The sequence below is a fragment of the Vibrio brasiliensis LMG 20546 genome, assembly GCF_000189255.1.
Lineage (GTDB): Bacteria > Pseudomonadota > Gammaproteobacteria > Enterobacterales > Vibrionaceae > Vibrio > Vibrio brasiliensis.
In genome coordinates, this window is sequence record NZ_AEVS01000076.1 from 61,660 (window position 1) to 84,262 (window position 22,603).

Below are 22,603 nucleotides of genomic sequence, written 5' to 3' on the forward strand. Positions count from 1 at the left end.
AGCCTGAAGATATTTCTGGTTTGTAATTAATTACAGTGACTGGACTTACTAACGAATAATTAAACGATATTCGATACAGTCAATCATTTCACCATTTAACTCGGCATAATTACTGACCACTTTAACCGCTTCAAAACCATTGCTGGTCAGAACTTTTTGCGAAGCAGGGTTGGTTGTAGCCGCGTAAGCATAAATTGTTTTTACACGTTTCCCTTTCAGCACCTTGCTCAGCTGTGAGACAGCCCATTTGGCTACGCCTTGATTGATCGCCTGATGGCCAACTCGATAACCCAGGTGTGCGACGGCTTTTTTGCTATCAATGTTGCTGACATTTAACCGACCAAGGATCTTGTTATCGTCACTTTTAATTAGCATAGGCACAAGTTCATTACAGTGATAATCGAGAAGAAACTCGCGAATATGCTGCTTAACGCCTTCAACTGAATAAAAGTCGCTTTCCCGTGGTGGAATGAACTGTTCGAACCATAGCTTATTGTCCAATTCAAAGTCTAACAGTTGCTGTGCATCGCTCAGTGCAATCAATGTCAGCTTCACTTGTCTCTCCTTAGATAACAAAATGGCTCACGTATTACTACGTGAGCCATTGAGGCTATTTCTTCTTACCACGATTAGCGTGGATTTTGAGTTTAGCTTTCATCTTACGTTTGTCTGAATTGCGCCCTTTACGACGTGGCGCTTTATCCGGCTCAATTTCTTCAATTAAACTCGGTTCAAAACCTTGTAACCACTCCTGCGGTAGTTTGGTATCTAGTAATCGTTCTATCGCATGTAACAGGTATTCTTCATCACGACTCATTAGCGACACCGCGAAGCCCTCTTTGCCCGCGCGTCCGGTACGACCAATACGATGGACATAGTCCTCTGCTTTATAAGGCATGTCGAAGTTAACAACCTGCTCTAATTGCTGGATATCCAGACCACGTGCGGCTACGTCAGTAGCAATTAATGCGCGCACCTGACCTGATTTAAAGTCATCCAGTGCTTTCTGTCGAGCACCCTGACTTTTATCGCCATTGATCGACGCCGCTTTGATACCATCCAACTTAAGTTCTTTGGCAAGTGCATCACTGCCCTGCTTAGTCTTGGTAAACACCAACACCTGTTGCCAGTTTCGTGAGCCAATCAGATAAGCCAGCAGTTCTGCTTTACGTTTCTTATCGACCGGATAAACCATCTGTTTAACCGTTTCAGCCGTGCTGTTTGATGGTGAGACCTGAACTTCAACCGGCTCTTCTAGCATACGGTAGGCAATGGTTTTAATTCGCTTGTCAAAGGTCGCTGAGAAGAACAGCGTCTGTCTGTCATCATTACAACGCTGAAGGATGCGTTTGATGTCCGGCATAAAACCCATGTCCAACATTCGGTCAGCTTCATCAAGAACCAGATACTCGGTCTTATGCAGATTGATGTTTTTGCAATACATGTGGTCAATCAGTCGCCCCGGTGTGGCGATAAGAATGTCACAACCCTGATCAAGATTACGGGTCTGGACGTTCATGCTGGTACCACCATAAACCGCGACCACTTTGATCTTTGTTTGCGCTGCGTATTGAGTCAGGTTGTCGAACACCTGTTGAGCCAGCTCTCGCGTTGGTACAAGAACCAGTGCCCGAACGTCATTGCTCTGGATATCACGTTTAGTATCGGAATCGATCAACTTTTGCAGAATTGGCAAACCAAAAGCAGCGGTTTTACCTGTACCAGTTTGAGCACCTGCCAAGACATCCTTCCCTTCTAATACGTGAGGAATAGCCTGTGTCTGTACTTCTGTTGGCTGTTTGAAGCCAAGTGATTCTAAAGTTGATAAAAGCGTTGAGCCCAGTCCGAGAGCTGCGAATTGTGTCGACATTCGGGTTACCTATAATTGCAAGGCGGACGATTCTATCAGAAACTTTTGCTCGCAGTTAGTATCTGTGGATAGAGGGAAGTAAATAGCTCATCTAATTGGTGATAGTTTCGCTCAAGATAAGGAAAACAGTCGGCCAACCTGGCCATTCTCGCAGATCGATTAGACATTCGCTGCAAGGCAAATTCGATGTTTTCGATATGTTGATAAGAACTTAGCCACTGACCTTGCCACATGGCCTGGGTGACAGTGACAAAACGCTCCGGTAACTGCTGCTGTTGTTCATCGTTCATCACTTGTTCTAAAGCCGCGTTACAGAATTGTTCCAATGGTTGACTATGAAACTCATACCAGCGTTTCGCTAAACAATGATCCCAGAACATATCAAGCGCAATACCTGAAAATCGTCTCGTACCATTGTCAAACAGCTGTCTGGCTTCGATAACAGATCCGTGGCTGTCGGTATATGAATCGACGAAACGGTGCAGTCGAACACCTTGGGAAACATGCTGAGAAAACTGTGTGTCAGGGTTTCCCTTAACAAAGTCGCCTAGCAGATTACCAAGTAAACTGGATTGGCAATGTTGTGCGATATGCAGATGCGCAAGATAGTTCAAATCGAGAGTCCACTAATTTTAAGACCTTTTTTATTATCTTTATAAAAGCACAAAGCCAGCGCGAATGCACTGGCTCTTTCTGGTCGCTACCTCAGTAGCCTTTTTAAACATGAAGAATTGTTATTTGAAAATCTCTTCGGCGAGTTCTTCAATTGACTGCTCATAATCTGAGAGCTCGAAGCCAATTTCCATCGCATCTAATAGCTCAAGGCATTCTTCGTTGATTGTTTGGTCACTCATTCTGACCTCCTTTATATAAACACTTCTTTGAGACCTGCTTTCAAGCCTCAACCTGAATATGCGGGTTCATTGTTCCTTTTTAAACCACTTATATGACAGTTTTTTGAAAGGAGAAAGTAAATTCTGATTGTGATTTGAGTTTGCTCTCAGGAAAACGATTACTTTTTGCAAATCAGAAGAAGTGTACGCCAATATTTACACTCATGGTAATAAATATGTACAAAAGACTTGTTTTTGTCATTAATCTTTTACAGAATAACCATATTCCTAGTTTTAGTGACTAACTAACGCTCATTATTTAGTCATTACCACTATTAAGCACATAAGAAACGTAAAGAATTATATACATGGATAAATCAAAGGTTCTGGGTAGTACTTTGATCATCGCAGGCACCACCATAGGTGCTGGCATGCTGGCGCTCCCTCTTGCTTCAGCCGGTATCGGCTTCACGACTTCACTTGTTATCATGATCAGTCTTTGGGCGTTAATGGCATATACTGCGCTGCTAATGATTGAAGTTCACCAGCATGCGGATCAGGATGCCACCCTACACACACTCGCCAACCAATTTCTGGGGACTAAAGGGAAATGGGTTGCCAGCTTCGCAATGATGTTCCTTTTCTACGCGCTTTGTGCTGCTTACATTGCTGGTGGCGGTGCACAGTTCGCTGAACGCATTAGCACTTTCACTGGCCTTGAAGTATCCGCAACTACGTCGACTATTCTATTTACTCTTTTAGTGGCGACGGTTGTTACTGTCGGCACTGCAACTGTAGATAAGGTCAATCGTGTACTGTTTCTGATTAAGATAGTTGCGATGGCGATGGTATTAACTTTCCTAGCACCCAACGTCACCGAATCTTACTTGCTCAGTATGCCTGTTGAGCAGGGGCTGGTGATTGCAGCGATTCCGGTTATTTTCACCTCTTTCGGCTTTCACGGTAGCATTCCTGCGATTGTTAACTACCTTGACGGACATACGCCGTCACTGCGTAAAGCTATTCTGATTGGTTCAGCAATTCCACTTATCATCTATGTATTCTGGCAAGTCGTTACCTTAGGTGTGGTCAATCAGTCAACACTGCTTGAGAATCAGGGACTGAGCTCACTGATCTCGACTCTGGCGACCACAGTTCATCGCACTAGCTTAGGTCAGACGATTGGCATCTTCGCCGACCTTGCACTGTTAACGTCATTTCTTGGCGTGAGCCTTGGCCTGTTTGAGTTTCTTGGCGACAAGATCAATAAAGGTCAAAACAGCCGTTCACGTGTGATTGTTGGTCTGGTTACTTTCTTTCCACCAATGGGCTTTGCACTCTTCTACCCACAGGGCTTTATTGCAGCGTTAGGTTACGCCGCCATCGCGCTGGTCGTTTTAGCTATCTTCCTACCGATCATGATGGTTAAGCAGGCTCGTCGTCAGGCAACGGAGCAAGGTTATCAGGTACTAGGTGGTAACCTTGGACTCATCGTCACAAGTTCAGTGGGTGTAGTGATCGTCACTGCACAACTATTAATCACCGCGGGTATTTTACCTAGCTTAGGCTAGTCTCCAGTTCCCCTCTGTTAAAACGGCGCGTATTACGCGCCGTTTTTGATCCTATCGAAGCTGATTACAATATAATTCTCAGAGTGTGTAATTTTCTTGCCTGTTGTCCGTTCTAATTAGAGGTATTGATAACCATTCATGAGGTTGATATGAAATTAAGGTTTAAGTTTGTCATCGCCGCTATTGCATCTCTGGCCGCGGTCGCTTCCTTCGTAGGTACTGCTCAGAGTGACATGTCTCAGGCAAAATCAGTCAGTGATTATCAAGTGGCAACATTAGCTGGCGGTTGCTTTTGGTGTACCGAATCCGACCTGGAAAAACTGCCGGGTGTTATTGATGTGGTTTCGGGTTACTCAGGTGGTACGTTGGAAAATCCGACTTATAAACAGGTCTCTTCTGGCAAAACAGGTCATATCGAAGTTATCAACGTGAAATACGATCCGAACTCTGTCAGCTACGAGCAAGTACTCGATCAATTGTTCCGTCATATCGACCCAACCGACGATCAGGGTTCATTTGTCGACCGTGGCAGACATTACCGCCCAGCTATTTTCTATCACAACGATGAACAGAAAATGATTGCAGAGAACTTTATCGCTGAGATTGATGACTTAGGCATTTTCCAAAAACCGCTCAAGACTGAGTTAATAAAGTTCGACAAGTTCTGGCCTGCCGAAGACTATCATCAGGATTACTACAAGCGAAACAAGATTCGCTACAACTATTACCGTTACGCTTCTGGGCGTGATCAGTATCTGGACGAAATATTTGGTGAAGAGCGAGAAGAAAACCCGGTCACTCTGCGTGCATTAATCGATGATAAAAAACGCGTAAGTAATATTAAGCCTTACTCTAAGCCACCAGCATCAGAAATTAAAAGTAATCTGACTGACCTTCAATACTATGTGACTCAAGAAGAAGGTACCGAGCGTGCTTTTAACAATGAGTATTGGGATAACAAACAAGCGGGCATCTATGTTGATATTGTCTCTGGTGAACCACTGTTTTCTTCCACTGACAAGTATAAGTCAGGTACCGGCTGGCCAAGCTTTACTAAACCAATTAACGAAGGTTACATTGTCACTAAAACCGACTATCACCTACTCTACCCACGCACCGAAGTGCGCAGCCGTTTCGCGGATTCGCATTTAGGACACGTGTTTAAAGATGGTCCTGCACCGACAGGTCTGCGCTACTGTATGAACTCGGCGGCGATGAAGTTTATTCCGCTAGAGGACCTAGAAAAAGAAGGTTACGCTGAGTACCTATATCTATTCGATAGTTAATCCATCCAAACGTCGAAGTTAGAGCCAACCGTCCAGATTGGCTCTTTTTTTATTGGCGTGAATCCAATCACTTATTGTCGTAAAACATGCAATTAATCAGCGAGTAATCCGTTCTTTTTATACTCATCATAAGGAGAATCAAGATGAAAAAAGAGGCTCACCTAGCGAGATTAGCCCTACTCAGCACTTTTGTTTCATTTTCTGCTGCCAGTGAGCAGCGTTACGATGATTTTGGCTTTATTGGCGCTAGTGGTGCTTATGGCCAAACCGTGTTTAGTGACAAAGGAGGTGGACAAGCCGCATTAGAACCTAACTTGTTTTATAACGGTCAGCACGGTTTTATAGATGGTAGCTTAGCGAATCTTTCGTTGTTGCCCTATTTCGGCCTTACCGGTCAGTGGCGCTTTGCTGAAGTTTCGAATGATTTTGACCAGTTGCCTAATGGTATCAACGACCGTGACGGCAATGGTGAGGTCGGGGTTACCTTAGGTACAGTAGGCGCCAGAGTTACTTTTCTCCACGATGTCACCAATCAACACAATGGCTATGAAGTCCAACTTCATCTGGGGCGTACCTTTGAGTTACCGGTACCCGACTTTACCCTCACCCCTTATGTTGAAATTGACTACCGTGATAAGAAGCTCTCACAGCACTTGTATGGAGTGAGCACCCTCGAATCCAGTCAGTCGGGACTAAACGTCTTTGAAGCGTCTGACAGCTGGGTTTATCAGTCCGGTCTGATTGGTCTCTACCACCTGACGCCAGACTGGCTCGGATTGGCTAAATTGGAGCTAGTACATCACGATTCCAGCAGCCCATTGGTTCAGCGAGATCTTGGCTGGAATGTTAGCTTAGGTGTGGTGTATCAATTTACCGATTGATCCATCAAATAGAACAAACCCCGGTAGCTCACGCTGACCGGGGTTTGTATAGCACTGTCACTCAAGAAACAATTACTTCATCACACGAGCTTTGAAGTTACGTCCTTTCATCTTGCCTGTGGTCAGCTGCTTAAGCGCTGGCTTGACGATATCGTGCTCTAGCGCAACATAAGAGACCATTGCAAGGATATTGATCTTACCAATCTTCTTACCATCAAGGCCCGCTTGTTTGGTCAGCGCACCAAGAATGTCTCCCGCACGTACTTTTTGCTTCTTACCACCTAAGATCTGAATGGTCTGCATTTTCGGGTAGAAAGGACGTTCAATTGGTTTTTCCGGTAACTGAACCGGAGAAATAGCGATGTCCATATACTCGTCAATGCGAGCAACTCGATAAGCTTCTTTTTCGCTAAAGAAGCTGAATGCGATCCCTTTTGAACCAGCACGGCCAGTACGACCAATGCGGTGCACGTGTACTTCAGGATCGCGAGAAAGCTCAAAGTTGAACACAGCATCAAGGTTATCAACGTCCAGACCACGCGCAGCGACGTCCGTTGCCACCAGAATAGAGATACTCTTGTTAGCAAACATGGTCAACGCCTGTTCACGCTCACGTTGTTCCATATCACCATGAAGCTCAACCACACTGAAGCCGCGGTGACTTAATTCATCAGCCACATTCTGGACTTCCTTCTTAGTGTTACAGAATACAACCGAAGACTCAGGTTTATGTGTCAGAAGAAGTGCTTCTAACGCATCATCACGCTCTTCGGTGGTATTTAGCTGGTAAAAACGCTGTTCAATGGTGGTTTTCTCATGGGTCGACTCGACTTTAACCATCTCTGGATTAACCATCACTTTCGCTGCAAGTGATTCAATGTTATTCGGGAAAGTCGCACTGAACAGAAGTGTCTGGCGTTTGGCAGGCGCTGCCTCGATGATCGTATCGATCGCATCTTCAAAGCCCATATCCAGCATACGGTCCGCTTCATCAAGTACCAGAGTATTCAGTTCATCAAGGCTAATGCGCCCTTTTGACATATGATCAAGGATACGACCTGGTGTACCTACCAGAATGTGCGCACCATGCTCTAACGAACCAATTTGCGGTCCCATTGGCATACCACCACATAGGGTCAGTACTTTGATGTTGTGAATACCGCGTGCCAGAGTACGAATCTCTTTCGCTACCTGATCCGCCAGTTCTCGGGTTGGACAAAGGACAAGAGTTTGTACGCGGAAGCGTTTTACGTTGAGGTTACTCAGCAAACCAAGCGAGAAAGTCGCAGTCTTACCTGAGCCTGTTTTGCCCTGACCAATCACATCTTTGCCACTGAGCACCATTGGTAGTGCCTGTTGCTGAATTGGCGTCATCTCGGTATAGCCTAAGCTATCTAGGGTTTCTAGCAGTTCAGTTTTCAGACCAAGAGTTTTAAATGAAGTTGTCACAGTTTTATCCTTTAAGGATGGCTGGAAGCGTCAGTCTCCCAGCGATAAAAAGTAAAAACCGCTTCGAAATAGAAGCGGTTTTGAATTCGTTGAATCGACACTGCTGGCCTAGCGAATTCCGTGCAGGAACTCATGGCGCGTTGCAGGGTTCGACTTAAAAATGCCACCTAATGCGGTCGTGGTGGTTTCACTTGTCGCATCCATCACTCCACGTGACTTAACGCAATAGTGAGTCGCATCGATAGTCACTGCTACATCATCCGACTCTAACAGTGTTTGTAGGGCAACTAAGATCTGCTGAGTCATTCGCTCTTGCACCTGTGGACGCTGGGCAAAGAAGCGAACAATGCGGTTGATCTTCGATAAACCAATGATCTTACCACGTGGGATATAGGCAACTGCAGCGCGACCATCAATAGTCACCAGATGGTGCTCACAGGTGCTGGTTACGGTGATATCTTTCACACGTACCATTTCACTGACATTCATCTTGTTTTCGATGACAGTGATTTTGGGGAAGTTCGAGTAGTCTAAACCGGAGAAAATCTCATCAACGTACATCTTTGCAATACGGTGCGGTGTTTCTTCCAGACTATCATCAGTAAGGTCTAGTTCTAACAGAGAAAGAATTTCACGCATGTGATGCTGAATTTTTTCCTTTTTCTCTTCTCGACTGAACGAGTTAGGCGCCATTGGCGTCTCTAAACCTCGCTGTTCTAGCGCATCTTTTACCAACTTTGCGGATTCGCTAAGACCTGACATTCCACTTCCTCTCATTTACCCCTTTAGGATGGCTGACAAGGATACTCGGATTTTTGAATAATTACACCCATATTTTATCGGAGGTCATTATTGCTCTGTTGCCATATATGGTACAGTGTCGACCATTAGACTAAAAATAACAGTTAATTAGGATTTTGATATGGGCTGCTGTGATGCACCGGGCTTAATGCCAATCGAAGAAGCGATGGATAAGATGCTGTCGCCTATTAAACCTATCCAGGCGACGTTACAACTCCCTCTTGCTGAAGCGATCGGCTATGTCCTTGCTGAAGATATTCTTTCCCCTATTTTTGTTCCACCATTTGATAATTCAGCAATGGATGGATACGCAATTCGTCTGGCAGATTTAGCTAATAACAATGTTATGCCACTAGCAGGCAAATCATTTGCTGGCCAACCGTTTGAAGGCGAGTGGCCTGCCGGCTCATGTGTGCGCATCATGACGGGCGCTAAGATTCCTGATGGCTGCGATGCGGTTATCATGCAGGAAAATACCGAAGTCACTGATCAGGGCATCCAGTTCAACCAAACTGATGTTAAGCCACAAAACAACATCCGCCCGACTGGCGATGACATCAAACAAGGCGATATTGTTCTTAGCAAGGGTGCTCGCCTTACTTCACGCGATATTCCAATGATCGCGACACTTGGTGTTAGCCATGTCACTGTGGTTCGCAAACCACGTGTTGCATTCTTCTCTACTGGTGACGAGCTTCGTCCTTTGGGCGAAACGCTGACAGAAGGCCAAATCTACGACAGTAACCGTTATGGTATTAAACCGCTTATCGAAAACTTTGGCTGTGAAGCGATTGATCTCGGCATTATCCCAGACTGCCCTGAGACGCTAAAAGCGACCTTTGAAAAAGCGCAGACTCTGGCTGACGTGGTGGTAACATCAGGTGGCGTTAGTGTTGGCGAGGCGGATTACACTAAAGATATCCTTGAACAGCTTGGCCAGATTGGTTTCTGGAAGCTGGCTATCAAACCGGGCAAACCATTCGCATTTGGCAAGCTTTCTACAGCATGGTTCTGTGGATTGCCAGGTAACCCAGTCTCTGCGGTTCTGACCATGTACGTTCTGGTTCAGCCATTGTTGGCAAAACTGGCTGGTCACACTGAGTGGAAGGCACCCGAATCCATCCCTGCAACGACCCGCAGCGCATTCAAAAAAGCGCCGGGACGTACTGACTACCAACGCGGTATTTATTCTATTGAAGATGGTCAGTTCGTCGTTGAAACTACCGGTAACCAGAGCTCTGGTGCATTCCGTTCAATGAGCCTTGCGAACTGCTTCGTGGTTCTTGAGCGCGAACGTGGTCGCGTCGAAGCCGGTGAAACGGTTAACATCCAACTGTTTAACTCAACACTCTACTAGAGGTGACACTTGGAGATCTTATCTGATCAAGAGATGCTGCGTTATAACCGTCAAATCATACTCAAACAGTTTGATTTTGAGGGTCAGGAAGCACTAAAGCAGGCCGCTGTTTTAGTGCTTGGCGCAGGCGGACTAGGTTGCGCGTCCAGTCAATATTTAGCCACCGCTGGTATCGGCTCGATGACCTTAATTGATGACGACGTTGTCGAGTTATCTAACCTACAGCGACAAGTACTTCATCACGATTCAGATATCGGTAGCAAAAAAGTGGACTCTGCCGCAGCTGCGCTGCGAGAACTCAACCCACACATCGCTATCAATACGATTGATAAGAGGTTAAGTGACGATGAGCTGTCCGAACTGATCGCTCAACACACTCTTGTTCTTGACGCTTCTGATAACCTTGATACACGCAACCAGCTTAACCGACTTTGCTACGCCTTAAAAAAGCCGCTTGTTTCCGGTGCCGCCATCCGTATGGAAGGACAAGTCAGTGTTTTCACCTATCAGGATCCGCAGCAACCCTGCTACCAGTGTCTCAGCGCTCTTTTTGGCAATGCAGCATTGAGCTGTGTCGAAGCAGGAGTTATGGCACCTGTGGTTGGAATCATTGGCGCGGTTCAGGCGATGGAAGCAATCAAGGTGATCGCGAATTACGGTGAGCCAAAGCAAGGCAAAATCTTAATGCTGGATGCGATGAGCATGTCCTGGCGTGAGATGAACTTAATGAAAATGCCTAACTGCCCGGTGTGTAGTTAAGTTGTTCAACAAGTGAGGAAGGCTATCTATTGATGAATAATCCTAAAGTTTTCCTCACTGCCATGTTACTACTTTGCCTTATTTTCGCGGCAACGGGTTTGTTTCTGCCTGCTGCTTCTTCCTCAACAGTGACCGGAACGGTTGTTTCACAAACCCTAACTCAATCTCTAGATGGCCACCGGCGCTATCTTTCGGTTTCTCTAACGGATGGAGACACTGCTCTTGTCACTGCTCCAGCTACGAGCAATTGTCCACAAGGCTCATCCATATCACTCATCAAGGAAAAGGGAATTTTCGGCTCACAAAGCCACTATCGTTTTGATTCCTGCCGACCTAACTCAAATTAATTCCACCCGCAAATTAGATCTCTATCAATAAGCATATAAGCTTAAGTAAATAACAATTTTTACTTAGCGAGTCCTAGTGGGTGGAACACGTATGATAAATCTTACTATTGCTAATAAGATCAGACTCGGTTTTGCTGTCTGTTTGTTGTTCTTTATCGTGGCTATTTTTTACAGTTATAAGGGAATGGTTTCCGCAGCACATAACTTTGAACATTATGGAGAGCTGTCCACCGAAACAACTCTGGCTGGCGAGATTCAAGCCAACTTCCTTAAAGTGCGACTCAGCGCATTACAGTATGCAAGTACCCTCTCCCAGCAACAGTTAGCTGTCTATGACCAGCGTTTAGTTAAGCTAAGACAAATGGTCGAAGATGATCTCAAAGTGACAACCGACCCCTTAAGGAAAAAACATCTCGAAACGGTGTTGAAAGAGGTCAACCTGTTTGCTGACTCATTCGTTATCGTTAAACAGTCAACCGAAGCTGTTGAACACAAAGTTTATGTCGAAATGGTAGAGCTCGAGAAGAAAGCTGTCTACGACCTTGAACAGATGATAGAAGCAGCTCACCAAGCATCCAATACTGATATTGAGTATTACTCATCATTGATTATGGAGAAGTTTTTGCTCGCCAATATAGCCGTGCTTAACTATTTACATAACGAAAAAGCGGAGGTCGCTAAAGAGGTAAGGAACTACTTTGAAAACGAGCTTCCCAAACTGGAAGCAACGTTTACAAATTACATTTCTAGCCCGCGAGATAAAGCCTTGTTCGAGGAGTATCTCGTACAACGTCAAGCCTATGCCAAGGGTTTTGAGGAAGTCGTTACACTCAGGGATACCCAACACAAAGCAGAAAAAGAGATGATCAAACTGGGCTTGGACATTTCCAAGGAGCTTGAACTGATTAAACTCGAGTCAGCCGAACAACAACAACAGCTTTCCGAATCCCTACTCAAAGCGAAGGCTGAAACCATCGAAGTGATTGTCGTTCTGGCTATCCTAGCTCTGATTGTCGGTGTCGTCACAGCGTTGGCGATTACCCGTTCTATCCGCATCGGCATCGAAAAAGTCAAGCTTATCTCATCTCAGCTCGCTAATGGTGACTTGTCCAACGATGTTGAAGTCAAAGGCAAAGATGAGATAGCCGAACTACTGGTAAACATGCGCACTACTATAGTTTCCCTGCGCGATATTGTCGGTAAGGTTAATGATTCATGTATTAAGGTCGGACAGATGTCTGAAGAGCTGTCCGCCATCACCCATACCACTAACCAATCTTCAGATCAGTTGCGCCAAGAGATGGAACAGATTTCATCCTCAGTACAACAGCTATCTACCAGTACCACTGAGATTTCTCAAAGTGCTGCTGATGCAGCTTCGTTTACTCTGTCTGCGACAACCAATGTCAACAACAGCCTTAACGAAGTCGATAGCACACTCGAAGCAATAGAAAATGCCGAGAAAGCGATGAAGGTAGGTTCATCACAGGTCGGCGATCTTTATGATGAGTCGATGAATATCGGCACTATTCTTGAGGTGATACAAGGTGTCGCAGAACAGACTAACCTACTCGCACTTAATGCTGCTATCGAGGCCGCGCGAGCAGGCGATCAAGGTCGTGGGTTCGCGGTCGTAGCCGATGAAGTTCGCTCACTCGCAAAACGCACACAGGAAGCCACTGGACAGATCGATTCAATGATCCACTCACTCCAGTCTGGTGCGGATTCAGCAAGACAATCGATTGATTCAAGCCATACCACGGTCGCTAAAGCTGCCGCTCAGGCAAAATCTGCCTCTGAAAACATCACTGCCATTCATGCGACGATTGACGAACTGGGTGATACCAACACCCAGATTGCCGCAGCGGTTGAGGAGCAGTGTATGGTAACAGCCACTGTTAGCGAGAACATCGAGTCAACCTACAACATCACTCGTGAGAACAGTGAAACGGTTAAGCATGTCGCTGACTCCGCTCATGAACTCGCTGAAGTTGCACAGGATCTCGATTTGCAGATGAAACGATTCAAAATCGCTTAACGGATAAGTGCCTACAAACAATAAACAACGCGGTTGCTTGACGTCATGCAACCGTGTAGTTTTATCCTTAGGTCTTAAAATACAAAAGGATAACCAATGTCAGCTCTGATCACCCCTAACGATTTACATAAGTTAATGGATAACGAAAATCTGGTTATCTTAGATGCGAGCATTGATTTTCAGATCCCGGGCGAAGTTGAAAAGGATAAAACCAACTTCATCCCAATGTCACGCCGCTTCGATTATGACAAAGTGTTCTGCGACCCAGATTCTTCCCTCCCTCATATGATGCCAAGCGAGGAACGTTTTAACTCACTTGCTCAAGAGTTAGGACTCAATAACGATTCAGTGATTGTGGTATATGACAACAGCGGTACTTTCGCTTCACCAAGAGCCTGGTGGATGTTGCGCGCTATGGGACACAATGAAGTGTATATTCTTGATGGCGGCCTGACAGAGTGGAAGGTAGCTGGGTTTGACACCACAACAGAGTATTCTGTAGCGAGCGTCGCTGGTAATTTTTCAGGTAAGCTAAACCCTGAGTACTTTGTCGATGCTAAGTATGTTGTGGAGCAAATAGAAAGCAGCGAGAGTTTAACCGTAGATGCTCGTGCAAGAGCACGTTTTAATAGCGAAGTGGCTGAACCGCGTCCCGGACTGCGCAGCGGACATATTCCAAATTCGGTTTGTCAGCCCTTCGCTGAACTGATGGACAAACACAAGTTAAAGCCAGTCAGCGAACTTAAATCGATATTGAAACACTCACTTTCTGCTGACGCATCTCAAACTCTGTTTAGCTGTGGTTCAGGTGTTACCGCCTGTATCGTTTTACTGGCAGCCGAACTGAGCGGATATACTAACCTCGCGGTATATGATGGCTCATGGACTGAATGGGGTGCCAATAGCGAGCTACCTATCAGTAGTAAATAAGCCATCTTGTGCTTCAAAATGTCTTTGCTGGTAGTGCAGCCATCTAAAAAGAGCCGGCTATCAAAGCTGGCTCTTAATCATTTACAGGGCACCACTCATCGCAATCGCCCACAAAATGCAAAAACAAGTAAATATTAAGCAGCGCATCACGACTTAACGGTGATAACAACACGACGATTGCAACCGGTCGCGCTGTTTTGCGTAAGGTTACAAATAGGCGAACTTTCACCGTAGGCATGTTCAACGATTCGGTTACCTTGCTTTAAGTCACTTTTAAGATACTTAGCGACCTGATTAGCTCGACGAGCAGACAGTGCTTTGTTATACCCTTCACTGCCTAAACTATCAGCATGCCCTTCGATGTATATCTTAGCGGTGTTGTTTACCAAGCCTAAGTATTGCTCCAATACCTGTTTATGATTAGGAGACAGTTTGTAAATATCTATACCGTAGTTGAGCACCAAAGACTGTGTTTCTTTATCGTAGAAACATACGTCGTCTTCAGCCTCAGAGTGCACCACATCCCGGCCACTATTTAACAGCGTGTTTTCGGATTTTGCTTCACGCTGAGTTAAATGCCCGCTAACCTGAGTTTTTACAGTATGAGAAGAGACCAAGGTAGTTGATGTTATGTATTCATCAACGCTACCTAAGCAGTTCGCATAACCCAGCGGTGATAGCAAAAGTGAAGTAATAATTACTGGGTATTTCATGTTAATCCTTAAGTCTTCCTGTTTCTTCATTAATTAGGTTTAAAATGTATTTGTAAACGTCATCACCATCTTTGGCGTGATAGATGTTTTTACGACCGAAGCAATCTCCAAACCCATCCGATTCTTTTACTCGATAATCGACACCAATTACGCCCATCGTGACCTTGGTTTTACCAGCGCTACCCGTTTTACTTTGGAACCGATTCCTTTTAGCGGATATGGTTGAACGTAACTTAGTGCACAGCCCCTGATTCACCAGTCGCTGTAGATAGTTAGTATCGTTATCAGCACCATCTGACAGGACGATAAATACTTGTTCAGGGTTAATGTTGGTTGCTCTATTTGCCTCTTGGGCGGCAGCGATGATTCCATTCCATGACGAGGTGCCCCCTTCTGCGCCTAGCGAGGCGTTTGCCAGTCGAGATTTAAAATTGGTGTAATCCTCTGTGAGCGGAATGTCGTAAAACTTGTAGTAGTCGACAAATCGGTCGTTATTCACAACAAGGTTCTTGACGTCGTGACGTGACATTCCACGAACATACTCTTGCACACGCGAATAGACGCTTGGAGGATCAAACATTTTCGCCACAGTTTGCGCAGTGGTCCCCCGAGCGTAATCGTAAGCGACTTTTTTTGGCCAGGATCTGCGATAGCCGTACGAATTTAAGTATACTGTTCCGGTCTGTTTGACATGCAAAGGGTTATAACCCAGCAACGCGACCCGGCTTTTCTCTTCAGTATTGAAGTTTTCAATATCTTCTACCACACGCTCGATGGTTTGCTTAACAACATCCAGTTTGGTTTTTCCTCCTTTCCAGTGACCATTCATCGAACCACTGAAGTCACCAATAAAATAAACATCAACCGGTTGTGGAAGATATTTGCGCGTCACCGACTTCCCTGCGACTTCAAACTCTGGTTTTAGATCAACTTTTTCATACGCAATCCACGACTTATGTTCGGCTTTCGCGCTTACGACAAAATCACTAAAAGGGGCAACCTCACCGCTTTCCTGTACACAACCATCTTTGTATTCACATTTACGCGTGTAGACTTCAACATCAACATCGTTGATATTATCGACCACATATCTATCAACTAACTGACGCGCATATTTGACATTCTCGTCTTCCGATTCCTTAGGGCTCGCAATCAGAGCCAGACTCGCGACTTCTGCCGCCTCCAAAACACGAGCGTGTGCCAGCATCTGTTGTGACATTTGCATCGAAAAGGCCATGAGAATGACCATGATAGGTAGCAGGCCGATAAATAGTATTCCTGCCACTCCTCGATTTTTCCTGATCGTTCTCATATCAGACCCTCGCAAAAGAATATGAAGTACTGATCAAACGAAGCATCTCACCATTAGCCACCCCAATAAGATTTACTGGAATTTCATAGCACAAGGAGACTTGATACAAAGGCAGTCTTCGTCCTCTCGAAGTCACAGGCAGCAACTCAACCGCCTTGTCTTTGGTGATGTCGCTCATATCCGGGAAATCACAACCATGGATTGCGCCTTTAGTTAGGGTTTTCTGTATTCGTTTGTGTTGAATCTTCCCACTTGGTAGTAAGGTCTCTTGAAGACGGACTTCATCAATGCGCATGCCCAATTTAGATTTTTCAAAATTTGGAATCATTCGCTTCAAAGACGCTGACGCGATGGAGTAGGTTTCATGTTCCGTTTTGCGGCAGTCTCCGGCGCAGATATCAAGATCTGCACTAAACAACTGTTTTCTTTCTGCCAGAATTGTTGTCAGCGAATACGCTGCTCTATCGAGCTGACCTTTTTTGTTGATCGCCAACATATAATTCACCACAACCACGAATAAACCCGAGGCGAATACCAGCACTAATGCCAGCTCTACAGCAAAGGAACCTGTTTGTTTAACTCGCACAACCAGCCCCCTTTCCAACTTTAAACGAACAGCGCTCGTACTCTTGAATGGTGATTACTTCTCGTTTGATTACCATGTCTGGAAACCAAATCGACACCAAGGGATCATAGGTATACTGAAGGTTGTAAACCGCCAACGCCATATCTTCCGGCTGATCTTTTTTATCAGGGCACTCTTCAGATGACTGGTAAGCATCGGTACACTTTAAGAAACCTCCATAGTCTTTAAAGTAGTCGACCCGGATCTGAACACTGCCAGGCTTTACCCCGTTGCTCCATAAAGCTCCACCAGCCTTATTGAGTTCATCTTTGATCATTTGACCGTAGTTAACCTTGTTACTATTGCTTGAGTCTCCTGCCTTTTTGGTACGCATCACCGCTGTGGTTAAAGCGTGATCTGTAATACTCATATTGAACGTCAGGATGCAAATCTCGACCCAGCCAAAGATAATGGCAAGAAACAGAGGTATTCCCATTGCAGCTTCTATCGTTAAAGAGCCTTTCTGCTTAAAGCGCTTCATAGTCGTACGTACCTCTTCTTGGTGTAATCAACCACGAACGCGCCTTTAATATCTAAGCTGGCAAGGAAAGTCTTGGCCTCATTCAAATCATCGAACTCTCCAATGCAATAACGCTTCCATAAGCCGTGAGTGTATGAATAGACGGTTCCATAGTTGGTCTTCAGGTAATTAAGAAAGTCGGAAGGTATCGCAGTATAGGTCGCTAACACCTGGACGCGATAAATCGGGCTAACTCCCGGTTTGAGTTTATTTGGATCAAGCTCTGAACCATCGGTGCTACTTTTCGCTTGTTGAAACTCACCGGCACTAACCAGATGACTCACCTTATTCGTTGGTGCTACAAAGCTTGCGCCCGAGCCTAACGATTTAACGGGCGTTTTTGCTGTTGGCTGACTCACTGAACTACTGCTCCTTTTGTTCTTTTTGACTGAGCGCATTAATGCCGCTAGTTGCTTTCGCGCCTGTTCATCACTGTTGGTGTGCCGAAGAACCTCTAGCGCAATATCGGGACGTTGTGCATTTACCGAAGAAATAATCAGATTTGAACGCACCTTCTTATCGCTTGGGCTTGCTATGTACAAATCGTACAAAGTGTCTGTCGCACCAAGGTAGTCATCCTGCATCATCTTAACCACCGCGATATTGTTGCCCGCTTCCCTATCAGACGCGCCTTGCTTTCTGCTCTCTTCAAACTGTTCAATCGCCTGGGAGAATCGTTTTTGCTGCGCGAGTATTTTCCCCTTGAGTAGATGGAACTGACCCATTTCACCGCCTTCATCCAGATACAAATCCAGATTTGCTAACGCTTGGGAATAGTTTTTTTTCTGATAATCAAGACGAGCGTTGGTCAAGATAAACTCCGGCTCTTCCAAATCGTCTTCTGTATAGGTATTTCTGTACAACTCTGCAGACTTAATGTCTTTTTGAGACAAGTAGAGATCGACTAACTTGGCTTTATATATCGGTTCCAGCTTTAAATTTGCCTTGTAGAACTCAATCAGTTGCTGGTCATTACCCGATCCAATCAGTAATTTTTCTTTGGTTTGCAGCTCGGTATTCACGGCTGTACATCCTGCTAAAAAAACCGTTAACAGTAGCGAACTCAGAATTATTTTTTTCACATCAACATCCTTAAAATACCTGGAGCGGCAATCAGTACAACGATAGGTACCATGATGAAAGCAATCAGTGGGATAGACATTTTGGCCCCCATTTTTCCTATCCGTTCTTCCAGATCCATCATGTTTAATTCACGAATATCCGTTGCTAGCGTCGCTAACACTGGACCAATCGAGGAACCGAATTGAAGACTCTGAACCATGGTCATGACAAAGCTTTGTGATTCGCTGGTCGGCACCAAGTCATAAAACTCTTCTAAGGCTTTTTCTAACCCTACCAATCGCGAGCGATCGACCGTGACACGAACGACATAAGCCAGGTTGCGATCAACGGTAACCAGCTCTTTGGATAAGTAGTCTAAGCTTGACTCTATTGTCATACCGGTATGAACACAGACATTCATCAAATCAAGCAGAAACGGCAGTCTGGAACTGATATGTTTGGTGTTCGCTTTACCTCTGCTCGCAACAAACGCGTCTGGTCCAATAATGAACAGACCTAAAGCCCCTAATAGGTAAAGTAATGAAAAAGCGATCTCAGTTTCGCCCTTAAAATAGTCAAAACCGATCAAAGCTAAACAGAGAGTGAAGGGAATGATTTTCATTAGGTAGTACACATCGGCCAGATAATCACTATAAAACCCTGCCGCAACGAGCTTTTTGCGTGTCTCTTCTTTGTTGAAGCTAAACTGGGATAGTGCGGTTTTCACCAGATCAACCCGCTTACGTTCTTCTCTGGTCGAGCCGATGATTTTTCTTGTCGCTATGTTGGCCCGCGCATTGTCCCACGCTTTAAGCACGCCCGCGGCGACGAGCAATGAGAATAGCAAAGCGACGCCCCAAACTAAGATGTTTGCCAGACTCATTAGTCAACACCTCGCAAGATAAACCAGATACAAACAAAGCCGATAAACTCACTGATCAACACGTAGTAAAAAATCGGCTGACCACCAGGTTCAAACATGACAAAGCTATAATTTTCTGGGCTGGTAAACTTTAGAATCACCAGAAAAATGACCGGCAGGCAGGCAATGATCTTTGCCGATGCTCGCGCTTCTGACGTCAAGGCATTTTTCTTTTTCTCTACCGCTCTGGAGTCGAACATGAGTCGGTTGATTCTGTTGATAACGTCTTTAAGTTGCCCGCCGCGACTGAGGTTGATGCGAATAGTTGAAGCAAAGAAAAAGTATTCCAAGTAGGGAAAAGTGGTCGCGCTTCTTTCCAGCACATCATCAGGGTCTTCACCGATGAGTAATCGCTCGGCCATAAACTTAAACTCGTTTCCGACTTCGTTATCGAGTTGTTTACCCACGTATTCAAATGCGTGGACAATACTTTGACCGGATGAGATCGCCCCACTAAGAATATTTAGTGCATCAGGAAAGTTGTTTTTAAACTTCTCTTCCTGCCTTTGTTTGAGCTTGATAAAAAACATCACAAACAAAATCGGTTCTAAGATCACTAAGCATGTGACGAAGTCCTGGCGAAAAAAGAACTCATTGATGGTGTAAATAGCGATTGAAGAAACTGAGAAAAACACCAGCAGTTTGAGCGGCATATGCGGCTGAAACACTTTTACAATCGCTTTATATTGTTGGCGTAAGCGAGCTTTGAAATCTTTTTCAAACTGCTGAGCATCGATAACCGAACGTACACCTTTTACGCCCTCAAACTCAGCTTCCATCTCTATTAGCTTATTGAGTTGGTTATTTTGACGGGTACGTACAATCAGCCAGTAAACCGCCAAACCGCCCCAGGCAAGTATTAATAATAAGGTCACGCGAAAATCTCCCTAACCGTCTGCTCAAGACCAAAGAACCTGGCTCGTTCATAGATCACTGAGCGGGTCGACAGTCCCGGGGTACGGAACTGTCCGTCGATCTTGCCTTCTTTCATCTCAGGGCTTGCTTCGTAACGAAAGATGTCTTCCATTACGACACTGTCGCCTTCCATACCAATAATCTCTGATATGTACATGACTTTACGGCTACCATCGTGCAAACGCTTGACCTGGACGATCAAATCGACTGCACTTACGATCGTACGTCGAATCGCTGCAATTGGCAGACTTGCCGTCGCCATCATCACCATGCTTTCGGTACGGGCGATAGCATCTCTGGGCGTGTTGGCGTGTAGTGTCGACATAGAACCATCATGGCCAGTGTTCATCGCCTGCAGCATCTCAAATGCTTCGCCGCCACGACACTCACCCACGATTATTCGATCCGGGCGCATACGCAGTGCGTTGATAACCAGCTCGCGTGCTGAAACCTCACCAGTCCCTTCAACACTAGCCTGACGTGTTTCGAGACGAACAATGTGTGGCTTTTGCAACTGCAGTTCTGCCGCATCTTCAATGGTCACAATACGCTCTGTTTCGCCGATAAAACCCGACAGCGCATTGAGTAGCGTGGTTTTACCAGAACCCGTACCACCCGATATGAGAATGTTGCATTTACAGTGACTGGCAATCGACAACAGTTTTGCCATCTCTACCGACATAGCGCCAAACTCAACCAGATTCTCCAGCTTGATTTTTTGCTCTTTAAACTTACGAATTGAAATAGAAGTGCCATCAATCGCCAATGGTGGTATGACAATGTTGACACGGCTTCCATCTAACAAACGGGCGTCACACAAGGGTTTAGACTCGTCAATACGACGGCCTACATTTGAAGCGATCCGTTTTGCAATCGTGTTAAGTTGCTTCTCATTAACAAACTGGATTGGAGACTTTTCAACCTTGCCACCAATCTCTATAAAGATGTCGGATGGGCCATTAATCATGATGTCCGAAATGTCGTCGTTATCGACCAGCTTTTGTAACGGCCCAAGACCTTTAAGCTCATCAAGAAGCGCTTTAACAAGTTCTACACGTTTGAGAGAGCTCACCTGCAGTTTCTTTTTATCAATCAGTATGTTGACTGATTCTTTTAACTGCTCTTCGAGCTCCTGAGTGCTAATTTCAACGAGCGTTGCCGCATCCAATGCATCAAAGATTTCATCTCTAAGTTGGATGTATATTTCTTTTATTTGATTCATTTTCTAAACAGTGAAAAACGTGATTTGGTTTTGATCTTCTTACCCGTTAAGGTTGCGACCATATTGGCTACCGGCGCCGACGATTTTGACTTCATAAACTGGCCGATACCTTGCTGAATGAGCAGTTTTTCCAATGCCGGCTCATAGCAAAAATCGATGCTATCCTTAGCGCGGATTCGTTCTTTGGCACTGGTAAGGGTGACCATAAAGTCTTTGGCAGGCCGATTAAGATTAAACACCAACTCATGCTCTGCTTTGGCGAACTTTTTCTTGAGCAGATTGTACGAACGCAGTGACGCGACTGAAGGGTCACACACAACAAAGATACGGTGGTATTTATCGTTCAGTTCTTGGTCGTGAATCTCTTCGTAACAAGAAAGCGGTACGGAATCGATAATGAAGTTATATTGATCGACCAGTTGATTAGACAAGTTATATAAGGTTGTCGCGTGGTCGGACAGACAAGCGATGTTCTTCTCTAAAACCAGGTAGTCAAGTTTGTCGACCACGGAATGAACATACGTCTTGGCGATCGCATCATCGATATCGATTTGGTTTAAGTCGATACTGTTTTGTTTGGGCTTATGACCTTTAACACCAAGATAGATATCACTATTCATCGCGCCAGAATCATGGTCGACCAACAAGGTTTTCAGATTAGCCTGCCCCGCCAGAGAGTGACACAGTAGTGAACTGATACTAGAAACCCCGACACCGCCCTTTGTTCCTAAGATTAAAATACGCTTAGCAACTCGGGTGCGCTTAACACTGGATTCTTGTTCATCGCTAGACTTAATTGCCGCAAGTAACCCGTCAAGCTCCGAGTCCCATAGGACATAATTGGCGCCAAGAGAATGAACCTGATTACGTAGCTTAATCGAATCAACATCACACAAAACAAGCAATGAAATCGTCACATCTAGTCGTGTTGCAATCTCCGAGGTCTGCTCAACAATGTTGCTCGCACCGCGCAAATCCAATACAACGTGATTAAGCTTAACCCCTGAGTGATTCCAGGCACTGTCATTATCAATGTCAGGCACCTCAATGGGTTTGGCATACCCTTCAATCGCGTACAAGTCATTAACAGACTCAATAAACTCAGCATCATCAGAAACAACAAGATCTCTTGCTGAGACACTCTCCTTCACTTTTGAAGAGGAGTTTTTAAATAAGATATCTAGATCCAT

22 protein-coding genes are annotated in these 22,603 nt (G+C 45.2%); 8 read left to right on the plus strand and 14 right to left on the minus strand.

The features are described from left to right. Positions 1 to 48: 48 nt before the first annotated feature. The 3 genes from RH46_RS14080 to RH46_RS14090 are packed head-to-tail and all read right to left on the minus strand — an operon-like array spanning position 49 to position 2,484. Positions 49 to 555 (minus strand): GNAT family N-acetyltransferase, encoded by a 507-nt coding sequence (locus RH46_RS14080; protein ID WP_006880165.1) that lies wholly within the window; start codon positions 553 to 555, stop codon positions 49 to 51. Between the two features lie 55 nt (positions 556 to 610). Further along, positions 611 to 1,870: a DEAD/DEAH box helicase gene (locus tag RH46_RS14085; protein ID WP_006880166.1), complete on the minus strand. Its 1,260-nt coding sequence runs from the start codon at positions 1,868 to 1,870 to the stop codon at positions 611 to 613. 35 nt (positions 1,871 to 1,905) lie between these two features. Continuing rightward, positions 1,906 to 2,484, minus strand: coding sequence for an acyl carrier protein phosphodiesterase (locus RH46_RS14090; RefSeq protein ID WP_006880167.1), 579 nt, complete (start codon positions 2,482 to 2,484; stop codon positions 1,906 to 1,908). Positions 2,485 to 3,071: 587 nt separating this feature from the next. Here RH46_RS14090 and RH46_RS14095 point away from each other — a divergent pair. From RH46_RS14095 to RH46_RS14105, 3 genes are all read left to right on the plus strand, one after another. Next, positions 3,072 to 4,274 (plus strand): aromatic amino acid transport family protein, encoded by a 1,203-nt coding sequence (locus RH46_RS14095; RefSeq protein WP_006880169.1) that lies wholly within the window; start codon positions 3,072 to 3,074, stop codon positions 4,272 to 4,274. Positions 4,275 to 4,423: 149 nt separating this feature from the next. Continuing rightward, the gene (msrB, locus tag RH46_RS14100; protein ID WP_006880170.1) at positions 4,424 to 5,560 is read left to right on the plus strand and encodes a peptide-methionine (R)-S-oxide reductase MsrB; all 1,137 of its coding nucleotides are present in this window, start codon (positions 4,424 to 4,426) and stop codon (positions 5,558 to 5,560) included. A gap of 125 nt (positions 5,561 to 5,685) precedes the next feature. After that, on the plus strand, positions 5,686 to 6,441 hold the full coding sequence (locus RH46_RS14105) for a MipA/OmpV family protein (RefSeq protein ID WP_420895501.1): 756 nt from the start codon (positions 5,686 to 5,688) through the stop codon (positions 6,439 to 6,441). A 72-nt stretch (positions 6,442 to 6,513) separates the two neighbouring features. Here the strand turns inward: RH46_RS14105 and dbpA are convergent, their stop codons facing one another. Both dbpA and folE read right to left on the minus strand, forming a co-directional pair. Beyond that, entirely contained in the window at positions 6,514 to 7,890 is a 1,377-nt protein-coding gene (gene dbpA / locus RH46_RS14110; protein ID WP_006880172.1) for an ATP-dependent RNA helicase DbpA, read from the minus strand. Positions 7,891 to 7,998: 108 nt separating this feature from the next. Further along, positions 7,999 to 8,652 (minus strand): GTP cyclohydrolase I FolE, encoded by a 654-nt coding sequence (gene folE / locus RH46_RS14115; RefSeq protein WP_006880173.1) that lies wholly within the window; start codon positions 8,650 to 8,652, stop codon positions 7,999 to 8,001. Between the two features lie 160 nt (positions 8,653 to 8,812). Between folE and moeA the strand changes: the two genes are divergently transcribed. From moeA to RH46_RS14135, 5 genes are all read left to right on the plus strand, one after another. Then, the gene (moeA, locus tag RH46_RS14120) at positions 8,813 to 10,048 is read left to right on the plus strand and encodes a molybdopterin molybdotransferase MoeA (protein WP_006880174.1); all 1,236 of its coding nucleotides are present in this window, start codon (positions 8,813 to 8,815) and stop codon (positions 10,046 to 10,048) included. Positions 10,049 to 10,057: 9 nt separating this feature from the next. Beyond that, positions 10,058 to 10,807: a molybdopterin-synthase adenylyltransferase MoeB gene (gene moeB / locus RH46_RS14125; RefSeq protein ID WP_006880175.1), complete on the plus strand. Its 750-nt coding sequence runs from the start codon at positions 10,058 to 10,060 to the stop codon at positions 10,805 to 10,807. A 32-nt stretch (positions 10,808 to 10,839) separates the two neighbouring features. Next, entirely contained in the window at positions 10,840 to 11,154 is a 315-nt protein-coding gene (locus RH46_RS21850) for a hypothetical protein (RefSeq protein WP_241210057.1), read from the plus strand. A 91-nt stretch (positions 11,155 to 11,245) separates the two neighbouring features. Further along, positions 11,246 to 13,192 (plus strand): methyl-accepting chemotaxis protein, encoded by a 1,947-nt coding sequence (locus RH46_RS14130; RefSeq protein WP_006880176.1) that lies wholly within the window; start codon positions 11,246 to 11,248, stop codon positions 13,190 to 13,192. Positions 13,193 to 13,288: 96 nt separating this feature from the next. Beyond that, entirely contained in the window at positions 13,289 to 14,122 is an 834-nt protein-coding gene (locus RH46_RS14135; protein ID WP_006880177.1) for a sulfurtransferase, read from the plus strand. Between the two features lie 146 nt (positions 14,123 to 14,268). On the opposite strand, the gene RH46_RS14140 is transcribed toward RH46_RS14135, so the two are convergent. From RH46_RS14140 to RH46_RS14180, 9 genes are read right to left on the minus strand one after another with little or no spacing between them, the layout of a single operon-like run. Next, a complete protein-coding gene (locus RH46_RS14140; RefSeq protein WP_006880178.1) occupies positions 14,269 to 14,835 on the minus strand; it encodes an OmpA family protein in 567 nt (188 codons plus the stop codon). Between the two features lies 1 nt (position 14,836). Continuing rightward, positions 14,837 to 16,147, minus strand: coding sequence for a TadE/TadG family type IV pilus assembly protein (locus RH46_RS14145; protein ID WP_174263844.1), 1,311 nt, complete (start codon positions 16,145 to 16,147; stop codon positions 14,837 to 14,839). 1 nt (position 16,148) lies between these two features. Further along, positions 16,149 to 16,733, minus strand: coding sequence for a tight adherence pilus pseudopilin TadF (gene tadF, locus RH46_RS14150; RefSeq protein ID WP_006880180.1), 585 nt, complete (start codon positions 16,731 to 16,733; stop codon positions 16,149 to 16,151). After that, positions 16,723 to 17,253, minus strand: coding sequence for a TadE family protein (locus tag RH46_RS14155; RefSeq protein ID WP_006880181.1), 531 nt, complete (start codon positions 17,251 to 17,253; stop codon positions 16,723 to 16,725). The genes tadF and RH46_RS14155 overlap by 11 nt, the downstream gene beginning before the upstream one ends. Continuing rightward, positions 17,250 to 18,374 (minus strand): tetratricopeptide repeat protein, encoded by a 1,125-nt coding sequence (locus RH46_RS14160; protein ID WP_040895917.1) that lies wholly within the window; start codon positions 18,372 to 18,374, stop codon positions 17,250 to 17,252. Before RH46_RS14160 ends, RH46_RS14155 begins: the two co-directional genes overlap by 4 nt. Then, positions 18,371 to 19,237 (minus strand): type II secretion system F family protein, encoded by an 867-nt coding sequence (locus RH46_RS14165; protein WP_006880183.1) that lies wholly within the window; start codon positions 19,235 to 19,237, stop codon positions 18,371 to 18,373. Before RH46_RS14165 ends, RH46_RS14160 begins: the two co-directional genes overlap by 4 nt. After that, complete coding sequence (locus RH46_RS14170) at positions 19,237 to 20,151, minus strand: type II secretion system F family protein (RefSeq protein ID WP_006880184.1); 915 nt, start codon at positions 20,149 to 20,151, stop codon at positions 19,237 to 19,239. The genes RH46_RS14165 and RH46_RS14170 overlap by 1 nt, the downstream gene beginning before the upstream one ends. After that, the gene (locus tag RH46_RS14175; protein ID WP_006880185.1) at positions 20,148 to 21,413 is read right to left on the minus strand and encodes a TadA family conjugal transfer-associated ATPase; all 1,266 of its coding nucleotides are present in this window, start codon (positions 21,411 to 21,413) and stop codon (positions 20,148 to 20,150) included. The genes RH46_RS14170 and RH46_RS14175 overlap by 4 nt, the downstream gene beginning before the upstream one ends. Beyond that, positions 21,410 to 22,603, minus strand: coding sequence for a CpaE/TadZ family protein (locus RH46_RS14180; RefSeq protein ID WP_006880186.1), 1,194 nt, complete (start codon positions 22,601 to 22,603; stop codon positions 21,410 to 21,412). The genes RH46_RS14175 and RH46_RS14180 overlap by 4 nt, the downstream gene beginning before the upstream one ends.

What these genes read in the sequence shown, in the direction of transcription:
- RH46_RS14165 (WP_006880183.1), bottom strand. Translation starts at nt 19,237, where the DNA reads ATGAGTCTGGCAAACATCTTAGTTTGGGGCGTCGCTTTGCTATTCTCA.
- RH46_RS14145 (WP_174263844.1), bottom strand. Translation starts at nt 16,147, where the DNA reads ATGAGAACGATCAGGAAAAATCGAGGAGTGGCAGGAATACTATTTATC.
- RH46_RS14130 (WP_006880176.1), top strand. Translation starts at nt 11,246, where the DNA reads ATGATAAATCTTACTATTGCTAATAAGATCAGACTCGGTTTTGCTGTC.
- msrB (WP_006880170.1), top strand. Translation starts at nt 4,424, where the DNA reads ATGAAATTAAGGTTTAAGTTTGTCATCGCCGCTATTGCATCTCTGGCC.
- RH46_RS14180 (WP_006880186.1), bottom strand. Translation starts at nt 22,603, where the DNA reads ATGGATCTAGATATCTTATTTAAAAACTCCTCTTCAAAAGTGAAGGAG.
- RH46_RS14085 (WP_006880166.1), bottom strand. Translation starts at nt 1,870, where the DNA reads ATGTCGACACAATTCGCAGCTCTCGGACTGGGCTCAACGCTTTTATCA.
- RH46_RS14095 (WP_006880169.1), top strand. Translation starts at nt 3,072, where the DNA reads ATGGATAAATCAAAGGTTCTGGGTAGTACTTTGATCATCGCAGGCACC.
- RH46_RS14175 (WP_006880185.1), bottom strand. Translation starts at nt 21,413, where the DNA reads ATGAATCAAATAAAAGAAATATACATCCAACTTAGAGATGAAATCTTT.
- RH46_RS14155 (WP_006880181.1), bottom strand. Translation starts at nt 17,253, where the DNA reads ATGAAGCGCTTTAAGCAGAAAGGCTCTTTAACGATAGAAGCTGCAATG.
- RH46_RS14140 (WP_006880178.1), bottom strand. Translation starts at nt 14,835, where the DNA reads ATGAAATACCCAGTAATTATTACTTCACTTTTGCTATCACCGCTGGGT.
- folE (WP_006880173.1), bottom strand. Translation starts at nt 8,652, where the DNA reads ATGTCAGGTCTTAGCGAATCCGCAAAGTTGGTAAAAGATGCGCTAGAA.
- RH46_RS21850 (WP_241210057.1), top strand. Translation starts at nt 10,840, where the DNA reads ATGAATAATCCTAAAGTTTTCCTCACTGCCATGTTACTACTTTGCCTT.
- RH46_RS14135 (WP_006880177.1), top strand. Translation starts at nt 13,289, where the DNA reads ATGTCAGCTCTGATCACCCCTAACGATTTACATAAGTTAATGGATAAC.
- moeA (WP_006880174.1), top strand. Translation starts at nt 8,813, where the DNA reads ATGGGCTGCTGTGATGCACCGGGCTTAATGCCAATCGAAGAAGCGATG.